We start from the raw sequence: 17,230 nt of genomic DNA, 5'->3' as shown, positions 1-17,230 counted from the left end.
TCGATGAGGGGGCGTCAACCCACGCCTCCGAGCGGGGGCTTGAGGACTGCGGCAGACTGCGACCATGCGTACCGCTTACCGCGTGGAGACCGTACGAGCCGCCGAAGCCGCCCTCATGGCCCGACTCCCCGAAGGCGCGCTCATGCAACGAGCCGCCGCCGGACTCGCAGCCGCCTGCTGCTCCCTCCTCGGAAAGGGGCGGGTGTACGGGGCGAGAGTCGTCCTCCTCGTCGGCAGCGGCGACAACGGCGGCGACGCCCTCTACGCCGGCGCCAGGCTCGCCCGGCGCGGCGCCGGAGTCACCGCCGTCCTCCTCGGCGACCGCGCCCACGAGGGCGGGCTCGCGGCGCTGCGGGCGGCGGGTGGCCGGGTCGTGGACAGCGCCCACGACGATCCGTTCGAACCGCTCGCCGCCGCCGATCTCGTCCTCGACGGCATCACCGGCATCGGCGGGCAGGGCGGGCTCCGGCCCGACGCCGTGCCCGTCGCCCGCGCCGCGCGCGGCTCCGATGCCGTCGTCGTCGCCGTCGACCTGCCGAGCGGCGTCGACGCGGATACGGGGGAGGTGGCGGGGGAGGCGCTGCGGGCGGACGTGACGGTGACCTTCGGGACGTACAAGCCGGGCCTGCTCGTCGATCCGGCGCGGTCCTACGCGGGCGCGCTGCGGCTCGTCGACATCGGGCTCGGCGGCGAACTGCCGGGCGTGGCCGACCTGGAGGCGCTCCAGCACCAGGACGTGGCGCGGCTGCTGCCCCTACCGGGCGCCGAGAGCGACAAGTACCGGCGCGGGGTGCTCGGCGTCGTCGCCGGGTCCGCGCGCTACCCCGGGGCGGCGGTGCTCGCCGTCGAGGGGGCGCTGCGGGGCGGTGCGGGGGCGGTGCGGTACGTCGGGCCAGCGGCGGACGCGGTGATCGCGGCGCACCCGGAGACCCTGGTCCACCCGGGGCCGCCGGACCGTGCCGGGCGGGTGCAGGCGTGGGTGGTCGGGCCGGGGCTCGGCGACGGGCCGGGGGTCGCGGAGGTCCTCGCCTCGGACGTGCCGGTGCTCGTGGACGCGGACGGGCTGCGGGGGCTCGACCCTTCGCTCGTACGGGCCCGCAGCGCGCCGACCGTGCTCACCCCGCACGCGGGGGAGGCGGCGGCGCTGCTCGGCGTGACCCGGGAGGACGTGGAGAGGGGGCGGCTCGCGGCGGTACGGGAACTGGCGGCGCGGTTCGGGGCGACGGTGCTGCTCAAGGGGTCGACGACGCTGGTGTGCGGGGCGGGGACGTCGGCCGCCGTGGGTGGCGCGGTGCGGGTGAACCCGACCGGGACGGGGTGGCTGGCGACGGCGGGAAGCGGGGACGTCCTGTCGGGCCTCGCGGGGTCGCTGCTCGCGGCGGGGATGCGGCCGGTGGACGCGGCGTCGTGCGCGGCGTACCTGCACGGCCTGGCGGCCCGGCGGGCGTCGGGGGGCGGGCCGGTGACGGCGGGGGAGGTGGCGGGGGCGCTGGGGGGTGCGTGGCGGGATGTGACGGCGGGGGGGTAGGGGGAAGTCTGTTGTCCCGGGGGCTGCGCCCCCGGCGCCCCCCTCGGGGCTGCGCCCCGCCCCCTCGCCCCGCCCCCCACTCGGCCGAACCCGTTGCCCCGGGCGCCTCTCCCGGCGCGCTCTTCGGGGTTCCCGGGGATTGGGTGGGTGGGTGATCAGATCGAGAAGTCGTGCCGTGTCGTTGTTCGTTCTTCTTGGCGTCCTGCTCGTGCCCGCGGCCGGGGGCGGGGCCCTTGCCGATGTTCCCGAGCCCGAGCCCGTCGACGTGCTGGTGCCCGGGGTGGTCGGGGGTGGGCGGGCCGAGTATCCGATGGATACGCCCGATCAGGTGCTGCCGCCCCTGCAGCCCGAGGGCGAGGTGCCCGTGCCCGCGCCCGAGGGGGACGTCGACGAGTTGGTCGAGTACATGCCCCGAAGTGCCGTGGGGGCCTCCTGCACCGCCACCACCGGGACCCATCAGCGGCAGGTCGAGCGGCTGCTCGGCCTCAAGGCCGACGGGAAGCAGTCCGCCGCCGACTGCCGGGCCATCCGCGCCTTCCAGGTCAAGGAGAAGATCAAGCCCGCCAACGGCTACGCCGGCCCCGTCACCTGGGCCCGCGCCGAACTGCTCGCCGCCCGGAAGAACCTGGACCCGGGGCGGCGCTGTCCCGTGAAGAAGTACGCCGTCGCCTGTGTCGATCTCGATCGGCAGCTCATGTGGGTGCGGAAGGACAAGAAGGTGACCTTCCCCGTCGTCAACATGCGGAGCGGGCGCCCGGGGTACGCCACCCGGACCGGCTGGCACTCCGTCTACTGGCGTCACAAGGACCACTGGTCCTCCATCTACAACACCCCCATGCCCTACTCCCAGTTCTTCAGCGGCGGTCAGGCCTTCCACGCCGTCTACGGGCAGCTCGCCACGCCCACCGGCAGCCGCGGCTGCGTCAATCTCAGCTACGGCCACGCCCAGAAACTCTGGGACGTGCTGCGCAAGGGTGACCGGGTCTACATCTGGGGAAAGCGGCCCGGTGGCTGACACCTGAGAGACTGGGCGCGATGACTGAGACACCGCCGCCCCGCAGAGCCCGCGCCGAGATCGACCTCGGTGCGCTGCGTGCGAACGTCCGCACGCTGCGCGCCCGTGTCGCCCCCCACGTCCGGATCATGGCCGTGGTCAAGGCCGACGCGTACGGACACGGCGCGGTGCGCTGTGCCCGCGCCGCCCTGGACGCGGGCGCGGACTGGCTCGGCACGGCCACCCCGCACGAGGCGCTCGCGCTGCGCGCCGCCGGGATCACCGACGTCCCCGTCATGTGCTGGCTCTGGACCCCCGGCGACCCCTGGGACCAGGGCATCGAGGCCGGTCTCGACATGTCCGTGAGCGGGATGTGGGCCCTGGAGGAGGTCGTCGAGGCGGCCAGGAGGACCGGCGGCACCGCTCGTGTGCAGCTCAAGGCCGACACCGGGCTCGGGCGCAACGGGTGTCAGCCCGCCGACTGGCCCGAGCTGGTCGGGGCCGCCCTCAAGGCCGAGGCCGACGGGCTCGTCAAGGTCACCGGGCTCTGGTCGCACTTCGCCTGCGCCGACGAGCCGCACCACCCCTCCATCGCCGGCCAGCTCGACGTCTTCCGTTCGATGCTCGACTACGCCGAGAAGGCCGGCGTCGAGCCCGAGGTCCGGCACATCGCCAACTCGCCGGCCACCCTCACGCTCCCCGAGGCCCACTTCGACCTGGTCCGTCCCGGTATCGCCATGTACGGCGTGTCGCCGAGTCCGGAGCTGGGCACCTCCGCCGAGCTGGGGCTGCGGCCGGTGATGTCGCTCAAGGCGAGCGTCGCCCTCGTCAAGCAGGTCCCGGCCGGCCACGGCGTCAGCTACGGCCACCACTACGTCACCGACACGGAGACGACCCTCGGCCTCGTCCCGCTCGGCTACGCGGACGGCGTCCCCCGGCACGCCTCCGGCCGCGGCCCCGTCCTCGTCGACGGCACCGTCCGTACCGTCGCCGGACGTGTCGCCATGGACCAGTTCGTCGTCGACCTGGGCGGCGACGTCCCCGCGCCGGGCACCGAGGCCGTGCTGTTCGGACCCGGCGACCGGGGCGAACCGACCGCCGAGGACTGGGCGGTGGCCGCCGACACCATCGCGTACGAGATCGTCACCCGGATCGGCGCGCGCGTCCCGCGCGTGTACCTGGGCGAATAGAGGGGGGCCCATGGGCGAGTCCAGCAGCACCGGTACCTGGCGCCGCGCCGGATTCGCCGGTGCGGCGATAGGCGTGCTCGCGGCGGGAGCGGCCGCCGGGGTGGCCGTCGAGCGGCTCACCGTCGGCCGGTCCGTACGGCAGAAGGCGCGGCTCGCCCTCGACTCCACCGGCCCGTACGGCGGCCTGCGCGGGACCCCCGGCCGGGCCCTCGCCGACGACTCGACCGTCCTGTACTACGAGGTCGACGAGGTGGAGGCGGACACCCCGCCCGCCCGTCGCCGGCGGCTCTTCGGGCGCAAGGAGCCCGCCCCGGTCACCGTCGTCTTCAGCCACGGCTACTGCCTCAACCAGGACTCCTGGCACTTCCAGCGGGCCGCGCTGCGCGGTCTCGTCCGTACCGTCCACTGGGACCAGCGCAGCCACGGCCGCTCGGGTCAGGGTGTCGCCCAGTCCGGCGCCGACGGCGTGCCCGTCACCATCGACCAGCTGGGCCGCGACCTCAAGGCCGTCCTCGACGTCGCCGCGCCCGAGGGCCCGCTCGTCCTGGTCGGGCACTCCATGGGCGGCATGACGATCATGGCGCTCGCGGACCGGTACCCGGAGTTCGTCCGCGAGCGGGTCGTCGGCGTCGCCTTCGTCGGTACGTCCGCGGGGAAGCTCGCGGAGGTCTCGTACGGCCTTCCGATCGCCGGCGTCAACGCCGTCCGGCGGGTCCTGCCCGGTGTGCTGCGCGCGCTCGGCTCCCAGGCCGAGTTGGTCGAGCGGGGCCGGCGGGCGACCGCGGACCTGTTCGCCGGGCTCATCAAGAAGTACTCGTTCGCCTCGAAGGACGTGGACCCCGCCGTCGCCCGCTTCGCCGAGCGGATGATCGAGTCCACCCCCATCGACGTCGTCGCCGCCTTCTACCCGGCCTTCGCCGAGCACGACAAGGCCGCCGCGCTGTCCGTCCTCAGCGACGTGCCGGTGCTCGCGCTCGCCGGGGACAACGACCTGGTGACCCCCAGCTCGCACACCGAGGTCATCGCCGGTCTGCTCCCGGACGCGGAACTGGTCATCGTCCCGGACGGCGGCCATCTGGTGATGCTGGAGCACCCCGAGGCGGTCACCGACCGGCTCGCCGACCTGCTCGTCCGGGCGGGAGCCGTCCCGGAGACGGCGGCGGGGGCCGTCACGGTGAGGCCGGAGACCCGTAACAGCTAAGTTGTCGGGTATGGAAGCAGCGCACCAGCCCGTCTCCGGCGCCACCCTCGCGATCGACTCCCCCCAGCAGATGCAGGAGCTCGGCCGCCGCCTCGCGAAGATCCTCCGCCCCGGCGACCTCGTCATGCTCACCGGTGAACTCGGTGCCGGGAAGACCACCCTCACCCGCGGTCTCGGCGAGGGCCTCGGCGTGCGCGGCGCCGTCACCTCCCCGACCTTCGTCATCGCCCGCGTCCACCCGTCCCTGGTCGGCGGTCCCGCTCTGGTGCACGTCGACGCGTACCGCCTCGGCGGCGGTCTCGACGAGATGGAGGACCTCGACCTGGACGTCTCGCTGCCCGAGTCGGTCGTGGTCGTCGAGTGGGGTGACGGGAAGGTCGAGGAGCTGACGGACGACCGGCTGCACCTGCTGATCCACCGGGTGACCGGCGACACCGACGACGACCGGCGCACGGTCGTCCTGCGCGGGGTCGGCCCGCGCTGGGCCGGGGAGGACCTGGGCGTGCTCTGAGCGGCCGTACCGGGAGCCCCACGGTCGTACGTAGTTTCCGACAACGTGTCGGGAAGGTGTTGCGTCGTTCGTACGTGCCGTGGTGACATGGATGCACAAGCTGGTTAGGTGAACCTAACCTACGGGAGGCATGCATGGCGACGCCGAAGCGCGTGGAACCCGTCCGGGACCACGTCTCGATGAGTGAGCTGCTGGCATCCTGCGCGGCCGCCCGCGCCGTGTCGACCCCGCCGAGCGGGCGCCCCGACCGGGCGGACGAGGAGCGCGGGGCGAGGGCCGGGCAGGTCGAGCGGATCACGAGGGTCGTGCGCGGCAGAGCGGCGTAGCCGCGTCGTAGCCCGGGGCGGGCCCCGCCGCCCACAACGGGGTGGGGCTACGCGACGACGACGACCTTCGCGCCGATCACCGCGAACGTCCACAGCGCGTCCCCGTCGGCCCGCTTCATGCGGATGCCGCCGGTCTTCTTCGTCGGGTCCGGGCTCGGCGTCGAGCCGTCGACCGCCGCGCTGAAGCCGATCGCCACGTCCTGGGCCGTCGCGAACCGCACCACGTGCTCGATCTGCACGCCGTCCGAGCCGCGGACCGAGCCCGAGCGGGACGTCACGCTGTACGCGCCCGGCGTCGGGTGCACCGTGCTCGGCATCACCGTGAACGTCCGGGTGGCCTTGCCCTTCGTGTCGACCAGCCACACCCGGCGGTCGGCGAGGGAGTACACGACGCGCTCGCCGCTGCCGGAGGCCGCCGGTACGGCCAAGGGGTCCTTGGGCGGCTGCTTCGGCCCGCCGCTCGGCGAGATCGACGGGACGGAGGTGCCGGGGCTCCGGGGCTTGGCCGCCAGATCCGCGGGGACGTTCGCCGAGGCCTGGTACGCCAGGAAGCAGACCGCGGCGACGGCCGCCGCCGTGAGCCCGGCCACGAATCCCGAGCTGCTCCGTGCCACCGTGCCCACCTCTCGTACGAACGTATCGAAGGGTGACGGTAGCAGCCGGGGGAGCGAGGGGCGGGGCACCGGGCCCGGGAGCCGTAGGCTGTTCGCGTGCTGTTGCTCGCCATGGATACCGCCACCCCCGCCGTCACCGTCGCCCTCCACGACGGCGAGGCCGTCGTCGCCTCGTCGAGTCAGGTCGACGCCCGCCGCCACGGGGAGCTGCTGCTGCCCGCCGTCGACCGGGTCCTCAAGGAGGCCGGGCTGAAGCTCGACGCGGTCACCGGGATCGTCGTCGGCGTCGGCCCCGGGCCGTACACCGGCCTCCGGGTCGGTCTCGTCACGGCCGCGGCCTTCTCGTCCGCGCTCGGCGTCCCGGTGCACGGTCTGTGCACCCTCGACGGCCTCGCGTACGCCTCCGGGATCGACGAGCCGTTCGCCGTCGCCACGGACGCGCGGCGCAAGGAGGTCTACTGGGCGCGGTACGACGACTCCCGTACGCGCGTGACCGACGCGGCCGTCGACCGGCCCGCCGAGATCGCCGAGCGGCTCGCCGGCCTCCCCGTCGTCGGCGCGGGCGCCCGGCTCTACCCCGAGGCCTTCCCCGACGCCCGCGACCCCGAGCACCAGTCGGCTGCCGCGCTCGCCGCGCTCGCCGCGGAGAAGCTGGCGGCCGGCGACGGCGGGTTCCTGGACCCGCTGCCGATGTATCTGCGCCGGCCCGACGCGCAGGTGCCGAAGAACTACAAGGTGGTCACCCCCACGTGACCGGCGCCGTGGAACTGCGCGAGATGCGCTGGTGGGACATCGCACCGGTGCTGGCCCTCGAGGACGAGCTGTTCCCCGAGGACGCCTGGTCGGCGGGGATGTTCTGGTCGGAGCTCGCGCACGCGCGCGGGCCGCGGGCCACCCGCCGCTACATCGTGGCGGAGGACCCGGACGGGCGGCTCGTCGGATACGCGGGACTCGCCGCCGCCGGCGGGCTCGGTGACGTCCAGACGATCGCCGTCTCCCGCGACCAATGGGGTACGGGGCTCGGCGCCCGGCTCCTCACCGACCTGCTCCACCACGCCACCGCCTTCGAGTGCGAAGAGGTGCTCCTCGAAGTGCGCGTGGACAACACCCGGGCCCAGAAGCTCTACGAGCGCTTCGGCTTCGAGCCCATCGGTTTCCGGCGCGGCTACTACCAGCCCGGAAACGTGGACGCGCTCGTGATGCGACTGACCGTTCAAGGAACAGAGACTGATTCTGATGGCTGCTGACGAACCGCTCGTGCTCGGCATCGAGACCTCCTGCGACGAGACCGGTGTCGGCATCGTCCACGGGACCACGCTGCTCGCGGACGCCGTCGCGTCCAGCGTCGACACCCACGCGCGCTTCGGCGGCGTCGTGCCCGAGATCGCCTCCCGCGCCCATCTGGAGGCGATGGTCCCGACGATCGAGCGCGCCCTGAAGACGGCCGGGATCTCCGCGAAGGACCTCGACGGCATCGCCGTCACCGCAGGCCCCGGCCTCGCGGGCGCCCTGCTCGTCGGCGTCTCGGCGGCCAAGGCCTACGCGTACGCCCTCGGCAAGCCCCTCTACGGCGTCAACCACCTCGCCTCGCACATCTGCGTCGACCAGCTGGAGCACGGCAAGCTGCCCGAGCCGACGATGGCGCTGCTCGTCTCCGGCGGCCACTCCTCGCTGCTGCTCTCCGCCGACATCACCTCCGACGTGCGGCCGCTGGGCGCGACCATCGACGACGCGGCCGGCGAGGCCTTCGACAAGATCGCCCGCGTGCTCGACCTCGGCTTCCCCGGCGGACCGGTCATCGACCGGCTCGCCAGGGAGGGCGACCCGGCCGCCATCGCGTTCCCGCGCGGCCTGAGCGGCTCGCGGGACCCCGCGTACGACTTCTCCTTCTCCGGGCTCAAGACCGCCGTGGCCCGCTGGATCGAGGCCAAGCGGGCGGCCGGCGAGGACGTGCCGGTACGGGACGTCGCCGCGTCCTTCCAGGAGGCGGTCGTGGACGTCCTCACCCGCAAGGCCGTCCGGGCCTGCAAGGACGAGGGCGTCGACCACCTGATGATCGGCGGCGGCGTCGCCGCCAACTCGCGGCTCCGGGCCCTCGCCCAGGAGCGCTGCGAGCGGGCCGGCATCCGGCTGCGGGTGCCCCGGCCCGGACTGTGCACCGACAACGGCGCGATGGTCGCGGCCCTCGGCTCCGAGATGGTCGCCCGCAACCGGTCCGCCTCCGACCTGGAACTGTCGGCGGACTCCTCGCTGCCGGTGACGGACCCGCACGTGCCGGGCGCGCACGCGCACGGCCACTCCCACGACCACGATCATGTGCACGAGGTCAGCAAGGAGAACCTGTACTCATGAGGCTCACCCTCATGTGGGAGGCGCGGGCCGCCCAGGACCGGGGCGCCGAACTCCTGGAATGGGCCCGGGCACAGGTCCTCGCCCGTGAGCCGGTCCGCCGGGAGGTCTTCCGGGCCCCGCAGGACCGGGTCCTCGTCCTCACCTGGTGGGACGCGGAGACCTTCGACGCCGAGCTGCCCGAGCTGCCGGAGCCGGACGCGGAACTGATCACCCGTCCGGTCCACCGCTGGCGCTTCGAATCGGTCGAATAGGCGACACCGGGCCGAAAACAGAGCAACCTTTCGATCGGATCGGGCATCCCACAGCCCGTGAAGAAGACGATCGCGCTGTGGGCGGCGCTGACCGCCGCCACCCTCCTGGTGACCGGCTGCGCGGCGGAGGAGCCCCGGGCCGCCGCCCCGGCGAGGACGACCGCACCCGCGGCCGAGCCGTCCTCCGCCGGGCACAAGGCGCCCGAGGCCCCCGGCGGCGCCGCCGCCGCGTACCGGAAGTGGGGGCTCAAGCCCTTCGCGGCGCCACCCGCCCCGCCGGCCGTCAAGCCGGTGATCCGGAAGCCGGGCGGCCCCGTCCCCGTCATCAGCGACATCCCCACCACCGAGAAGATCGTCTTCATCACGATCGACGACGGCGCGGAGAAGGACCCCGCGTTCGTGCGGATGATGAAGGACCTCAAGGTCCCGGTCACGATGTTCCTCACCGACTCGGTCGTCCGCTCCGACTACGGGTACTTCACGCCGCTCGTCGCCCAGGGCCACGGCCTCGCGAACCACACCCTCACCCACCCCAACCTGCGCACCCTCTCCGCGGAGGCCCAGCGCCGGGAGATCTGCGGCCAGCAGGCGAAGCTGGCGAAGCGGTACGGCACGACCCCGCGCCTCTTCCGCCCGCCCTACGGCAACTGGAACGAGGCCACGCGCACGGCGGCGGGCACGTGCGGCGTTGACGCGATCGTGCTGTGGCGCGAGTCCATGCAGATCAAGAACATGCAGTACCAGCGCGGCGACAGGAAGCTGCACCCCGGCGACATCATCCTGGCCCACTTCCGGGGCCCGTCCGAGCTCAAGGGCCGGACGATGACCGAGATGACGGCGACGATGCTGCGCCGCATCCAGGAGCAGGGCTTCACGGTGGCGCGCCTGGAGGACTACGTCTAGAAGAAACCTCGTGGAAGAAACCTCGTGGAAGAAACCTCTCGCGAGTCGTCGATGCGGGCTCCTCCCGTTCGACGTATGTGTGGAAGGCGGGGAACGGCCCCGCCACCGCACCACCGAGGAGTCGTCATGCCCCGCTTCCTGTCCCTCGTCCGCATCGAGGAGAACACCATCGACATGGAGAGCGCCGACCCCGGCTTCGAGGAGCGGATGGGCGCGCTCTTCGAGGAGATCACCAAGGCCGGCGCCATGGTCGACACCGCCGGACTGAAGCCGACCTCCGAGTCCACCCGGATCACCTGGTCGGACGGGAAGCTGTCGTTCACCGACGGCCCGTTCACCGAGACCAAGGAGGTCGTCGGCGGCTACGCGATGCTCCAGTGCAAGGACATGGCCGAGGCCGTCGAGTGGGGGAAGCGCTTCCTGGCTGTCCACCCGCCGCACTGGAAGGTCGGCCTGGAGGTCCGCGAGGTCGAGGAGATGCCGGAGGGCTGACCGGTTCCGGAGCCGTTCCTGTGCTGTGGCCGTTCCTGTGCTGTCATGTGAGACGTGACGGCACAGACGGTCGAGGAGACGCTGGAGACGGTCTTCCGGATGGAGTCGGCGCGGATCATCGCCACGGTGGCGCGGATCGTCCGCGACGTCGGCATCGCCGAGGAGATCGCCCAGGACGCCCTCGTCGCCGCCCTCGAGCAGTGGCCGCGGACAGGAGTCCCGGAGCGGCCCGGAGCCTGGCTGACGTCCGCCGCCAAGCACCGGGCCGTCGACCTCGTGCGGCGGCGCGAGACGTACGCGCGCAAGCTCGCCGAGGTGGGCCGGACGCTCACGGAGGAGTCGTACGACCCGGAGCCCTCCGGCCCCGGGGACATCGACGACGACGTGCTGCGGCTGATCTTCACCGCCTGCCACCCGGTGCTCTCCGCCGAGGCACGCGCCGCCCTCACCCTGCGGCTCGTCGGCGGGCTCCGTACGGACGAGATCGCCCGCGCCTTCCTCGTACCGGAGGCGACCGTCGCGGCGCGGATCACCCGCGCCAAGCGGGCGCTCGCGAAGGCGGGCGTGGAGTTCGAGGTGCCGTACGGGGAGGACCGGGCGGCCCGGCTCGGCTCCGTCCTGGAGGTCGTCTACCTGATCTTCAACGAGGGGTACGCGGCGACCGCCGGCGACGACCTGCTGCGGCCGGGCCTCTGCGAGGACGCGCTGCGGCTCGCCCGCGTCCTCGCCGCGCTCGTCCCGCGGGAGGGCGAGGCACAGGGGCTCGTCGCCCTGCTGGAGCTCCAGGCCTCCCGGACGGCGGCGAGGACGGGGCCCGACGGGCGGCCGGTGCTGCTCGCCGCGCAGGACCGGCGGCGCTGGAACCGGCTGCTCATCCGGCGCGGATACGCCGCGCTCGAACGGGCCGGGGACGGCCGCTCGTACGGGCCGTACGCCCTCCAGGCCGCGATCGCCGCCCTCCACGCGCGGGCCGCCTCGTACGAGGAGACGGACTGGGCGACGATCGCCGCGCTGTACGGGAAGCTGGGCGCGCTGGCCCCTTCGCCGGTCGTCGAGCTGAACCGCGCGGTCGCCGTGTCGATGGCCGAGGGTCCCGCGGCGGCCCTTCCGATCGTCGACGCCCTCGCCGCCGAACCGGACCTGGCCCGCTACCACTTGCTGCCGAGCGTCCGCGGCGACCTGCTGGCCCGGCTCGGACGGGCGGAGGAGGCGCGGGCGGAGTTCGAGCGGGCGGCGGACCTCACCCGCAACGAGAGCGAACGGGCGCTGCTGCGGGGGAAGGTGCGGGAGTTGGACGCGCCGTGACGCGCCCTTAGGGTGCTTGGCATGTCCCCGCGTAACCCGTTGCCCCCGCCGCCCCCGCCCGCCGAACTCCGGAGCTGGCCCGACCGGGAGGCGCGGCTCGCCGACCGGGCGCTGGCGCTGGACGAACTCGGCAGGCGGCTGCTCGGCGGCGGACGGCTCGTGACGTTCCTGCTCTGGTTCTTCCTGCTGCAACTGGGCTGGGGGCTGATCGGCGTCCTGGTCATCTCGATCGGGCAGCCGGTTTTCGACGTGGTCATGATGGTGACCGGGCTCGTCACGGCGGTCCTCGGCATCGGGGTCTTCGTTCCGGCCGTGTGGCTGACGATCCGCAGCCTGCGGCAGGACCGGACGGTCCGCGAGCGCCTGGTGCAGTGGGCGGTCCTGGACCGGCACGGACCGACGGACGCCAGGCTGCGCGCCCCCGTCCTCAGCGTCGCCTGGCTGCTGCTGTCGTTCGTGATGGCCGGGTTCGGGCTCTGGATGGGCTTCGCCGTCCCGGCGGGCGTGAGCCGCGACGACGGCTACGGCCTGGTCGTCTACGGGATGGGCGTCGCCATGATCCTCTGGGTCACCGGCCTGACGGGTCTGGTGAAGGCCGTCGGCCACTACCGCTTCGCGGTACGGCTGACGGGCCGGGGGCCGTCGGCCGAGACGGGCCACGGGTCGCCGACCGCGTCCTGAGCGGGCCGCCGCCTGGGCGGGCTCCCCGCCGGGTCGCTCCGGGGGCTCCCCGCCGCGTCCTGAGCGGGCGCCGCTTCGGCGGCTCCCGCGCGCGTCCTGAAAAGGGTCAGCGGCCGCCGCCCGCCGGGCGGCCGATCAGCATCGTCGGGGCTCCCGCGACGCGGGTGAGCAGGACCGTCGCCGCGTTCGGGCCCTTCGGCTTCACCCTGCGGCGGATCTCCTCGGGCTCGACCGCCGAGCCGCGCTTCTTCACCGTCAGGGTGCCGACCTCGCGTTCCCTCAGCAGGGCCTTCAACTTCTTCAGGTTGAAGGGGAGTTCGTCGGTGATCTCGTACGCGGCGGCGTACGGCGTCGGGATCAGCTCGTCCGCCGTGATGTACGCGATCGTCTCGTCGATCAGTCCACCGGCCAGGTCCTCCGCCACCTCGGCGACGAGGTGCGCGCGGATGACCGCGCCGTCCGGCTCGTAGAGGTAGCGGCCGACCGGGCGGACCGCCGGGTCGGGCAGGCCGCGGCCGGTGAGGCCCGCGCCCGAGGGCAGCAGGGTGGCGCGGCGGGCGCCCGGTTCCGTACCGAACCAGAGGACCGCCTCCTTGACGTCCCCGCCGTCCGAGATCCACTCGGCCTCGGCCTCCTCGGGCACCGCCTCGTGCGGGATGCCCGGAGCCACCTTGAGCGCCGCGTGCGGGGCCTTGCGGGCCGCCTCGACCGCCCAGGAGAGCGGCGGGGAGTACGCCTCGGGGTCGAAGATCCTGCCCCGGCCGCCGCGCCGCGCCGGGTCGACGAAGACCGCGTCGTACGGGGCGGTGTCGATGTCGGTGACGTCCGCGCACCGCACCTCGATGAGCTCCGCGAGGCCGAGCGCCTCGGCGTTGGCGCGGGCGACCTCGGCCGTCAGCGGGTCGCGGTCCACGGCCAGGACCGAGATCCCGGCGCGCGCCAGCGCGATCGCGTCGCCGCCGATCCCGGAGCAGAGGTCCGCGACGCTCCGGACCCCGAGCGCCTTCATCCGGCCGGCCCGGTACGTGCCGACCGAGGCGCGCGTCGACTGCTCGACGCCGTTCGGCGTGAAGTACATCCGGTACGCGTCCTCCGCGCCGAACTTCGCCACCGCCCGCTGCCGCAGCCGTGCCTGCCCGAGGGCCGCGGTGACCAGCTCGGCGGGGTGGTCACGGCGCAGCCGGGAGGCGACCGCCAGCTCCTGGGCGGGGTCGTAGTCGCGCAGGGCGGCGAGGAGCGCCCGCCCCTCGGGGGCGAGCAGCGGGGCGAAGGAGGCGAGGTCGGTCACCCGTCCCATTGTGGGCCCTGTGATGCTGTGGGCCGGCCGGGGGACCGAGGGCGTGTACGGCGGTGTCGTACCCCGCGCGGGGCCCCCGCGCTGACAGGATGCGGCGCCATACGACTCGTACGACAAAAGGAATAAATGATGGCAAAAGGTGTGCACGGTTCCTCCCGGGCGCTCGGGGCGGTGCTCGTCGTCGCCGCCCTCGCCTCCGCCGCCACCGGCTGCGCCGACGACGCCGGGCCGGACCGCGGCGCGCCCGCCCCCGCCGCCGGGCAGCAGGCGCGGGCCCAGGGGCAGGGTGCGGCCGGCGCGCTCAACGCGTACGTCGAGAAGGTCCGCGCGCAGCGCGCCGCCCGGGTGCTCGCCGCCAAGAAGTGGGGACTCGCCAAGCCCCCGCTCGAAGCCCCGGCCCCGCCCGCCGTCAAGCCGAAGATCACCACCCGCAAGGGCTTCGAGACGGACGGCGAAGGGCTGCCGCCCGTCTTCACCACCGTGCCGACCAAGCAGAAGGTCGTCTTCCTGACGATCGACGACGGCGCGGAGAAGGATCCCGAGCTGCTGCGGATGATGAAGGAGCTGCGGATCCCCTACAGCGCCTTCCTCAGCGACTACGTCGTAAAGGACGACTACGGCTACTTCGCCCGGATGCAGAAGTCGCAGGAGGCGGGGGTGTCCCTGCACAACCACACCCTCAACCACCGCTACCTGCCCGGACTCTCGTACAAGCAGCAGAAGCGCGAGATCTGCGGCATGCAGGACGTCATCGAGAAACGATTCGGCAAGCGGCCCCCGCTCTTCCGTCCGCCGTACGGCAACTACAACGAGGACACCCTGCGCGCCGCCAAGACCTGCGGCGTCAAGGCCGTCCCGCTGTGGGCGTCGGAGGCCTTCCCCGACCACATGGAGTGGCGCGAGTGGGACCGGGACCTGCACCCCGGCGACATCGTCCTCACCCACTTCCGCGGCAAGGAGGACTGGAAGGGCACGATGCCGGACATGATCCGCCGGGTGATGAACGTGATCACGGCCAAGGGGTACGCGGTCGCCAAGCTCGAGGACTACGTGTGAGCGGACGCCGGGCGCTGCCTCTGCTGGCCGCCGTACTCGTGCTGGGTCTGACCGGCTGCGCCTCGACCGTGGACTCGATCGAGCGGCTCGGCCGGAAGGCCGTCGAACGGGTCGGCACCGGCGGGACGAAGCCGCCTGCCGCGGCCGTCGGGGCGCTCCCGGTGCCGGCGGCCGCCGCCGTCGGGGCGCTCCCGCTGCCGGGATCGCACCGGTAATCGCACCGCCACGAGTGAGGAATTGGCACTCCGCTTGACCGAGTGCTAATCGCGGTCATAGTCTCGGCTCTGGCACTCACCACTGGAGAGTGCCAACAGAGCGACGGGCAGGTCCGGCACCCGCGACGACGGATCCACCTGGTCGCCACCTCAGACAGTTAACCCCGAGATCTCCGAAGGGGGAGGTCGGATCGTGACGACCACCAGCTCCAAGGTTGCCATCAAGCCGCTCGAGGACCGCATTGTGGTCCAGCCGCTCGACGCCGAGCAGACCACCGCCTCTGGCCTGGTCATTCCGGACACCGCCAAGGAGAAGCCCCAGGAGGGCGTCGTCCTGGCCGTGGGCCCGGGTCGCTTCGAGAACGGCGAGCGTCTGCCGCTCGACGTCAAGACCGGCGACATCGTGCTGTACAGCAAGTACGGCGGCACCGAGGTGAAGTACAACGGCGAGGAGTACCTCGTCCTCTCGGCTCGCGACGTGCTCGCGATCGTCGAGAAGTAATTCGCCGAAGTATCAGAAGCAGATGCTTTGAGCTGCGCCCCTTGACCCCGCACAGGGCGTCCGGGGGCGCAGTTCGTTCCACCCCATTCCGAGAGGGCTGAACCGCTCCCATGGCGAAGATCCTGAAGTTCGACGAGGACGCCCGTCGCGCCCTTGAGCGCGGCGTCAACAAGCTTGCCGACACGGTGAAGGTGACGATCGGCCCCAAGGGCCGCAACGTCGTCATCGACAAGAAGTTCGGCGCCCCCACCATCACCAACGACGGTGTCACGATCGCCCGTGAGGTCGAGATCGAGGACCCGTACGAGAACCTCGGCGCCCAGCTGGTGAAGGAGGTGGCGACCAAGACCAACGACATCGCGGGTGACGGCACCACCACCGCCACCGTGCTCGCCCAGGCCCTGGTCCGCGAGGGTCTGCGCAACGTCGCCGCGGGTGCCTCCCCGGCCGCCCTGAAGAAGGGCATCGACGCCGCCGTCAAGGCCGTCTCCGACGAGCTGCTCGCCACCGCGCGCCCGATCGAGGACAAGTCCGACATCGCCGCCGTCGCCGCGCTCTCCGCGCAGGACCAGCAGGTCGGCGAGCTCATCGCCGAGGCGATGGACAAGGTCGGCAAGGACGGTGTCATCACCGTCGAGGAGTCCAACACCTTCGGCCTGGAGCTCGACTTCACCGAGGGCATGGCCTTCGACAAGGGCTACCTGTCCCCGTACATGGTGACCGACCAGGAGCGCATGGAGGCCGTCCTCGACGACCCGTACATCCTGATCAACCAGGGCAAGATCTCCTCGATCCAGGACCTGCTGCCCATCCTGGAGAAGGTCATCCAGGCCGGCGCCGGCAAGCCGCTCCTGATCATCGCCGAGGACGTCGAGGGCGAGGCCCTGTCGACCCTGGTCGTGAACAAGATCCGTGGCACCTTCAACGCCGTGGCCGTCAAGGCCCCCGGCTTCGGTGACCGCCGCAAGGCCATGCTCGGCGACATCGCCACCCTCACCGGTGCGACCGTCATCGCCGAGGAGGTCGGCCTCAAGCTCGACCAGGCCGGCCTGGACGTGCTCGGCACCGCCCGCCGCGTCACCATCACCAAGGACGACACCACCATCGTCGACGGTGGCGGCGACTCGTCCGAGGTGCAGGGCCGCGTCAACCAGATCAAGGCCGAGATCGAGTCCACGGACTCCGACTGGGACCGCGAGAAGCTCCAGGAGCGCCTCGCGAAGCTGGCCGGCGGCGTGTGCGTGATCAAGGTCGGCGCCGCCACCGAGGTGGAGCTGAAGGAGAAGAAGCACCGTCTCGAGGACGCCATCTCGGCGACCCGCGCCGCGGTCGAGGAGGGCATCGTCTCCGGCGGTGGCTCCGCGCTCGTCCACGCCGTCAAGGTCCTCGAGGGCAACCTCGGCAAGACCGGCGACGAGGCCACCGGTGTCGCGGTCGTCCGCCGCGCCGCCGTCGAGCCGCTGCGCTGGATCGCCGAGAACGCCGGCCTCGAGGGCTACGTCATCACCTCGAAGGTGGCGGAGCTCGACAAGGGCCAGGGCTTCAACGCCGCGACCGGCGAGTACGGCGACCTGGTCAAGGCCGGCGTCATCGACCCGGTGAAGGTGACGCGCTCCGCGCTGGAGAACGCCGCCTCGATCGCCTCCCTCCTCCTCACCACCGAGACCCTCGTGGTGGAGAAGAAGGAAGAGGAGCCGGCGGACCACGGTCACGGCCACGGTCACGGCCACTCGCACTGACGCGTGCCGTAACTGATCACTGAGGCCCGGTGCCCCCGTCGCGGGGGCACCGGGCCTCGGCGTTTCCTGCTCA

At 72.8% G+C, this 17,230-nt stretch carries 20 protein-coding genes; 18 read left to right on the top strand and 2 right to left on the bottom strand.

From position 1 onward, the window contains the following. Positions 1-64 precede the first annotated feature (64 nt). The 6 genes from N5875_RS15675 to N5875_RS15650 all read left to right on the top strand — a co-directional run bounded on the left by N5875_RS15675 (position 65) and on the right by N5875_RS15650 (position 5,750). Positions 65-1,528: an NAD(P)H-hydrate dehydratase gene (locus N5875_RS15675; RefSeq protein ID WP_338494393.1), complete on the top strand. Its 1,464-nt coding sequence runs from the start codon at positions 65-67 to the stop codon at positions 1,526-1,528. Between the two features lie 175 nt (positions 1,529-1,703). After that, the gene (locus N5875_RS15670; protein WP_338494392.1) at positions 1,704-2,543 is read left to right on the top strand and encodes a L,D-transpeptidase; all 840 of its coding nucleotides are present in this window, start codon (positions 1,704-1,706) and stop codon (positions 2,541-2,543) included. A 20-nt stretch (positions 2,544-2,563) separates the two neighbouring features. Beyond that, complete coding sequence (alr, locus tag N5875_RS15665) at positions 2,564-3,712, top strand: alanine racemase (RefSeq protein ID WP_318208707.1); 1,149 nt, start codon at positions 2,564-2,566, stop codon at positions 3,710-3,712. A 10-nt stretch (positions 3,713-3,722) separates the two neighbouring features. Continuing rightward, the gene (locus N5875_RS15660) at positions 3,723-4,913 is read left to right on the top strand and encodes an alpha/beta hydrolase (RefSeq protein ID WP_318208708.1); all 1,191 of its coding nucleotides are present in this window, start codon (positions 3,723-3,725) and stop codon (positions 4,911-4,913) included. Between the two features lie 10 nt (positions 4,914-4,923). Continuing rightward, positions 4,924-5,424, top strand: a complete 501-nt coding sequence (tsaE, locus tag N5875_RS15655; RefSeq protein ID WP_318208709.1) for a tRNA (adenosine(37)-N6)-threonylcarbamoyltransferase complex ATPase subunit type 1 TsaE — start codon at positions 4,924-4,926, stop codon at positions 5,422-5,424. A gap of 134 nt (positions 5,425-5,558) precedes the next feature. After that, on the top strand, positions 5,559-5,750 hold the full coding sequence (locus N5875_RS15650) for a hypothetical protein (RefSeq protein ID WP_318208710.1): 192 nt from the start codon (positions 5,559-5,561) through the stop codon (positions 5,748-5,750). A gap of 47 nt (positions 5,751-5,797) precedes the next feature. Here N5875_RS15650 and N5875_RS15645 read toward each other — a convergent pair whose 3' ends face one another. Further along, positions 5,798-6,340 (bottom strand): L,D-transpeptidase, encoded by a 543-nt coding sequence (locus N5875_RS15645; protein WP_318209218.1) that lies wholly within the window; start codon positions 6,338-6,340, stop codon positions 5,798-5,800. A gap of 120 nt (positions 6,341-6,460) precedes the next feature. On the opposite strand from N5875_RS15645, the gene tsaB reads away from it, so the two are divergent. The 8 genes from tsaB to N5875_RS15605 all read left to right on the top strand — a co-directional run bounded on the left by tsaB (position 6,461) and on the right by N5875_RS15605 (position 12,348). Next, on the top strand, positions 6,461-7,117 hold the full coding sequence (tsaB, locus tag N5875_RS15640; RefSeq protein ID WP_338494389.1) for a tRNA (adenosine(37)-N6)-threonylcarbamoyltransferase complex dimerization subunit type 1 TsaB: 657 nt from the start codon (positions 6,461-6,463) through the stop codon (positions 7,115-7,117). A 23-nt stretch (positions 7,118-7,140) separates the two neighbouring features. Continuing rightward, a complete protein-coding gene (gene rimI, locus N5875_RS15635) occupies positions 7,141-7,611 on the top strand; it encodes a ribosomal protein S18-alanine N-acetyltransferase (RefSeq protein WP_318209219.1) in 471 nt (156 codons plus the stop codon). Next, complete coding sequence (gene tsaD / locus N5875_RS15630) at positions 7,601-8,716, top strand: tRNA (adenosine(37)-N6)-threonylcarbamoyltransferase complex transferase subunit TsaD (RefSeq protein ID WP_318208712.1); 1,116 nt, start codon at positions 7,601-7,603, stop codon at positions 8,714-8,716. Before rimI ends, tsaD begins: the two co-directional genes overlap by 11 nt. Next, positions 8,713-8,967, top strand: coding sequence for a hypothetical protein (locus N5875_RS15625; RefSeq protein WP_318208713.1), 255 nt, complete (start codon positions 8,713-8,715; stop codon positions 8,965-8,967). The genes tsaD and N5875_RS15625 overlap by 4 nt, the downstream gene beginning before the upstream one ends. Before the next feature lie 57 nt (positions 8,968-9,024). Further along, the gene (locus N5875_RS15620; RefSeq protein ID WP_318208714.1) at positions 9,025-9,870 is read left to right on the top strand and encodes a polysaccharide deacetylase family protein; all 846 of its coding nucleotides are present in this window, start codon (positions 9,025-9,027) and stop codon (positions 9,868-9,870) included. 126 nt (positions 9,871-9,996) lie between these two features. Next, on the top strand, positions 9,997-10,362 hold the full coding sequence (locus tag N5875_RS15615) for a YciI family protein (RefSeq protein WP_318208715.1): 366 nt from the start codon (positions 9,997-9,999) through the stop codon (positions 10,360-10,362). 99 nt (positions 10,363-10,461) lie between these two features. Further along, positions 10,462-11,667, top strand: a complete 1,206-nt coding sequence (locus tag N5875_RS15610) for an RNA polymerase sigma factor (protein WP_318209220.1) — start codon at positions 10,462-10,464, stop codon at positions 11,665-11,667. A gap of 21 nt (positions 11,668-11,688) precedes the next feature. After that, positions 11,689-12,348 carry a hypothetical protein gene (locus N5875_RS15605; RefSeq protein WP_318208716.1) on the top strand — a complete coding sequence of 220 codons (660 nt, stop codon included), beginning with the start codon at positions 11,689-11,691 and terminating at the stop codon, positions 12,346-12,348. A gap of 106 nt (positions 12,349-12,454) precedes the next feature. On the opposite strand, the gene N5875_RS15600 is transcribed toward N5875_RS15605, so the two are convergent. Further along, the gene (locus N5875_RS15600; RefSeq protein ID WP_318208717.1) at positions 12,455-13,645 is read right to left on the bottom strand and encodes a methyltransferase domain-containing protein; all 1,191 of its coding nucleotides are present in this window, start codon (positions 13,643-13,645) and stop codon (positions 12,455-12,457) included. A gap of 129 nt (positions 13,646-13,774) precedes the next feature. On the opposite strand from N5875_RS15600, the gene N5875_RS15595 reads away from it, so the two are divergent. The 4 genes from N5875_RS15595 (at position 13,775) to groL (ending at position 17,157) form a co-directional block, all read left to right on the top strand. After that, positions 13,775-14,701 carry a polysaccharide deacetylase family protein gene (locus tag N5875_RS15595; protein WP_318209221.1) on the top strand — a complete coding sequence of 309 codons (927 nt, stop codon included), beginning with the start codon at positions 13,775-13,777 and terminating at the stop codon, positions 14,699-14,701. After that, entirely contained in the window at positions 14,698-14,916 is a 219-nt protein-coding gene (locus N5875_RS15590; RefSeq protein ID WP_338494388.1) for a hypothetical protein, read from the top strand. The genes N5875_RS15595 and N5875_RS15590 overlap by 4 nt, the downstream gene beginning before the upstream one ends. 193 nt (positions 14,917-15,109) lie before the next feature. Further along, positions 15,110-15,418 carry a co-chaperone GroES gene (gene groES / locus N5875_RS15585; protein ID WP_017239619.1) on the top strand — a complete coding sequence of 103 codons (309 nt, stop codon included), beginning with the start codon at positions 15,110-15,112 and terminating at the stop codon, positions 15,416-15,418. Between the two features lie 110 nt (positions 15,419-15,528). Beyond that, positions 15,529-17,157, top strand: coding sequence for a chaperonin GroEL (gene groL / locus N5875_RS15580; RefSeq protein WP_338494386.1), 1,629 nt, complete (start codon positions 15,529-15,531; stop codon positions 17,155-17,157). Positions 17,158-17,230 lie beyond the last annotated feature (73 nt).

Source organism: Streptomyces sp. SJL17-4 (assembly GCF_036826855.1).
In the GTDB taxonomy this organism is placed as follows: domain Bacteria; phylum Actinomycetota; class Actinomycetes; order Streptomycetales; family Streptomycetaceae; genus Streptomyces.
The sequence above is the reverse complement of the archived record's forward strand: the minus strand, read 5'-3'. Positions and strand labels throughout refer to the sequence as shown.

Coding starts and splice junctions, on each gene's coding strand:
- tsaD (WP_318208712.1), top strand. CDS start 7,601: ATGGCTGCTGACGAACCGCTCGTGCTCGGCATCGAGACCTCCTGCGAC.
- groL (WP_338494386.1), top strand. CDS start 15,529: ATGGCGAAGATCCTGAAGTTCGACGAGGACGCCCGTCGCGCCCTTGAG.
- N5875_RS15650 (WP_318208710.1), top strand. CDS start 5,559: ATGGCGACGCCGAAGCGCGTGGAACCCGTCCGGGACCACGTCTCGATG.
- alr (WP_318208707.1), top strand. CDS start 2,564: ATGACTGAGACACCGCCGCCCCGCAGAGCCCGCGCCGAGATCGACCTC.
- N5875_RS15595 (WP_318209221.1), top strand. CDS start 13,775: ATGGCAAAAGGTGTGCACGGTTCCTCCCGGGCGCTCGGGGCGGTGCTC.
- N5875_RS15605 (WP_318208716.1), top strand. CDS start 11,689: ATGTCCCCGCGTAACCCGTTGCCCCCGCCGCCCCCGCCCGCCGAACTC.
- tsaE (WP_318208709.1), top strand. CDS start 4,924: ATGGAAGCAGCGCACCAGCCCGTCTCCGGCGCCACCCTCGCGATCGAC.
- N5875_RS15610 (WP_318209220.1), top strand. CDS start 10,462: ATGGAGTCGGCGCGGATCATCGCCACGGTGGCGCGGATCGTCCGCGAC.
- rimI (WP_318209219.1), top strand. CDS start 7,141: ATGCGCTGGTGGGACATCGCACCGGTGCTGGCCCTCGAGGACGAGCTG.
- N5875_RS15600 (WP_318208717.1), bottom strand. CDS start 13,645: ATGGGACGGGTGACCGACCTCGCCTCCTTCGCCCCGCTGCTCGCCCCC.
- N5875_RS15615 (WP_318208715.1), top strand. CDS start 9,997: ATGCCCCGCTTCCTGTCCCTCGTCCGCATCGAGGAGAACACCATCGAC.
- N5875_RS15660 (WP_318208708.1), top strand. CDS start 3,723: ATGGGCGAGTCCAGCAGCACCGGTACCTGGCGCCGCGCCGGATTCGCC.
- N5875_RS15625 (WP_318208713.1), top strand. CDS start 8,713: ATGAGGCTCACCCTCATGTGGGAGGCGCGGGCCGCCCAGGACCGGGGC.
- N5875_RS15675 (WP_338494393.1), top strand. CDS start 65: ATGCGTACCGCTTACCGCGTGGAGACCGTACGAGCCGCCGAAGCCGCC.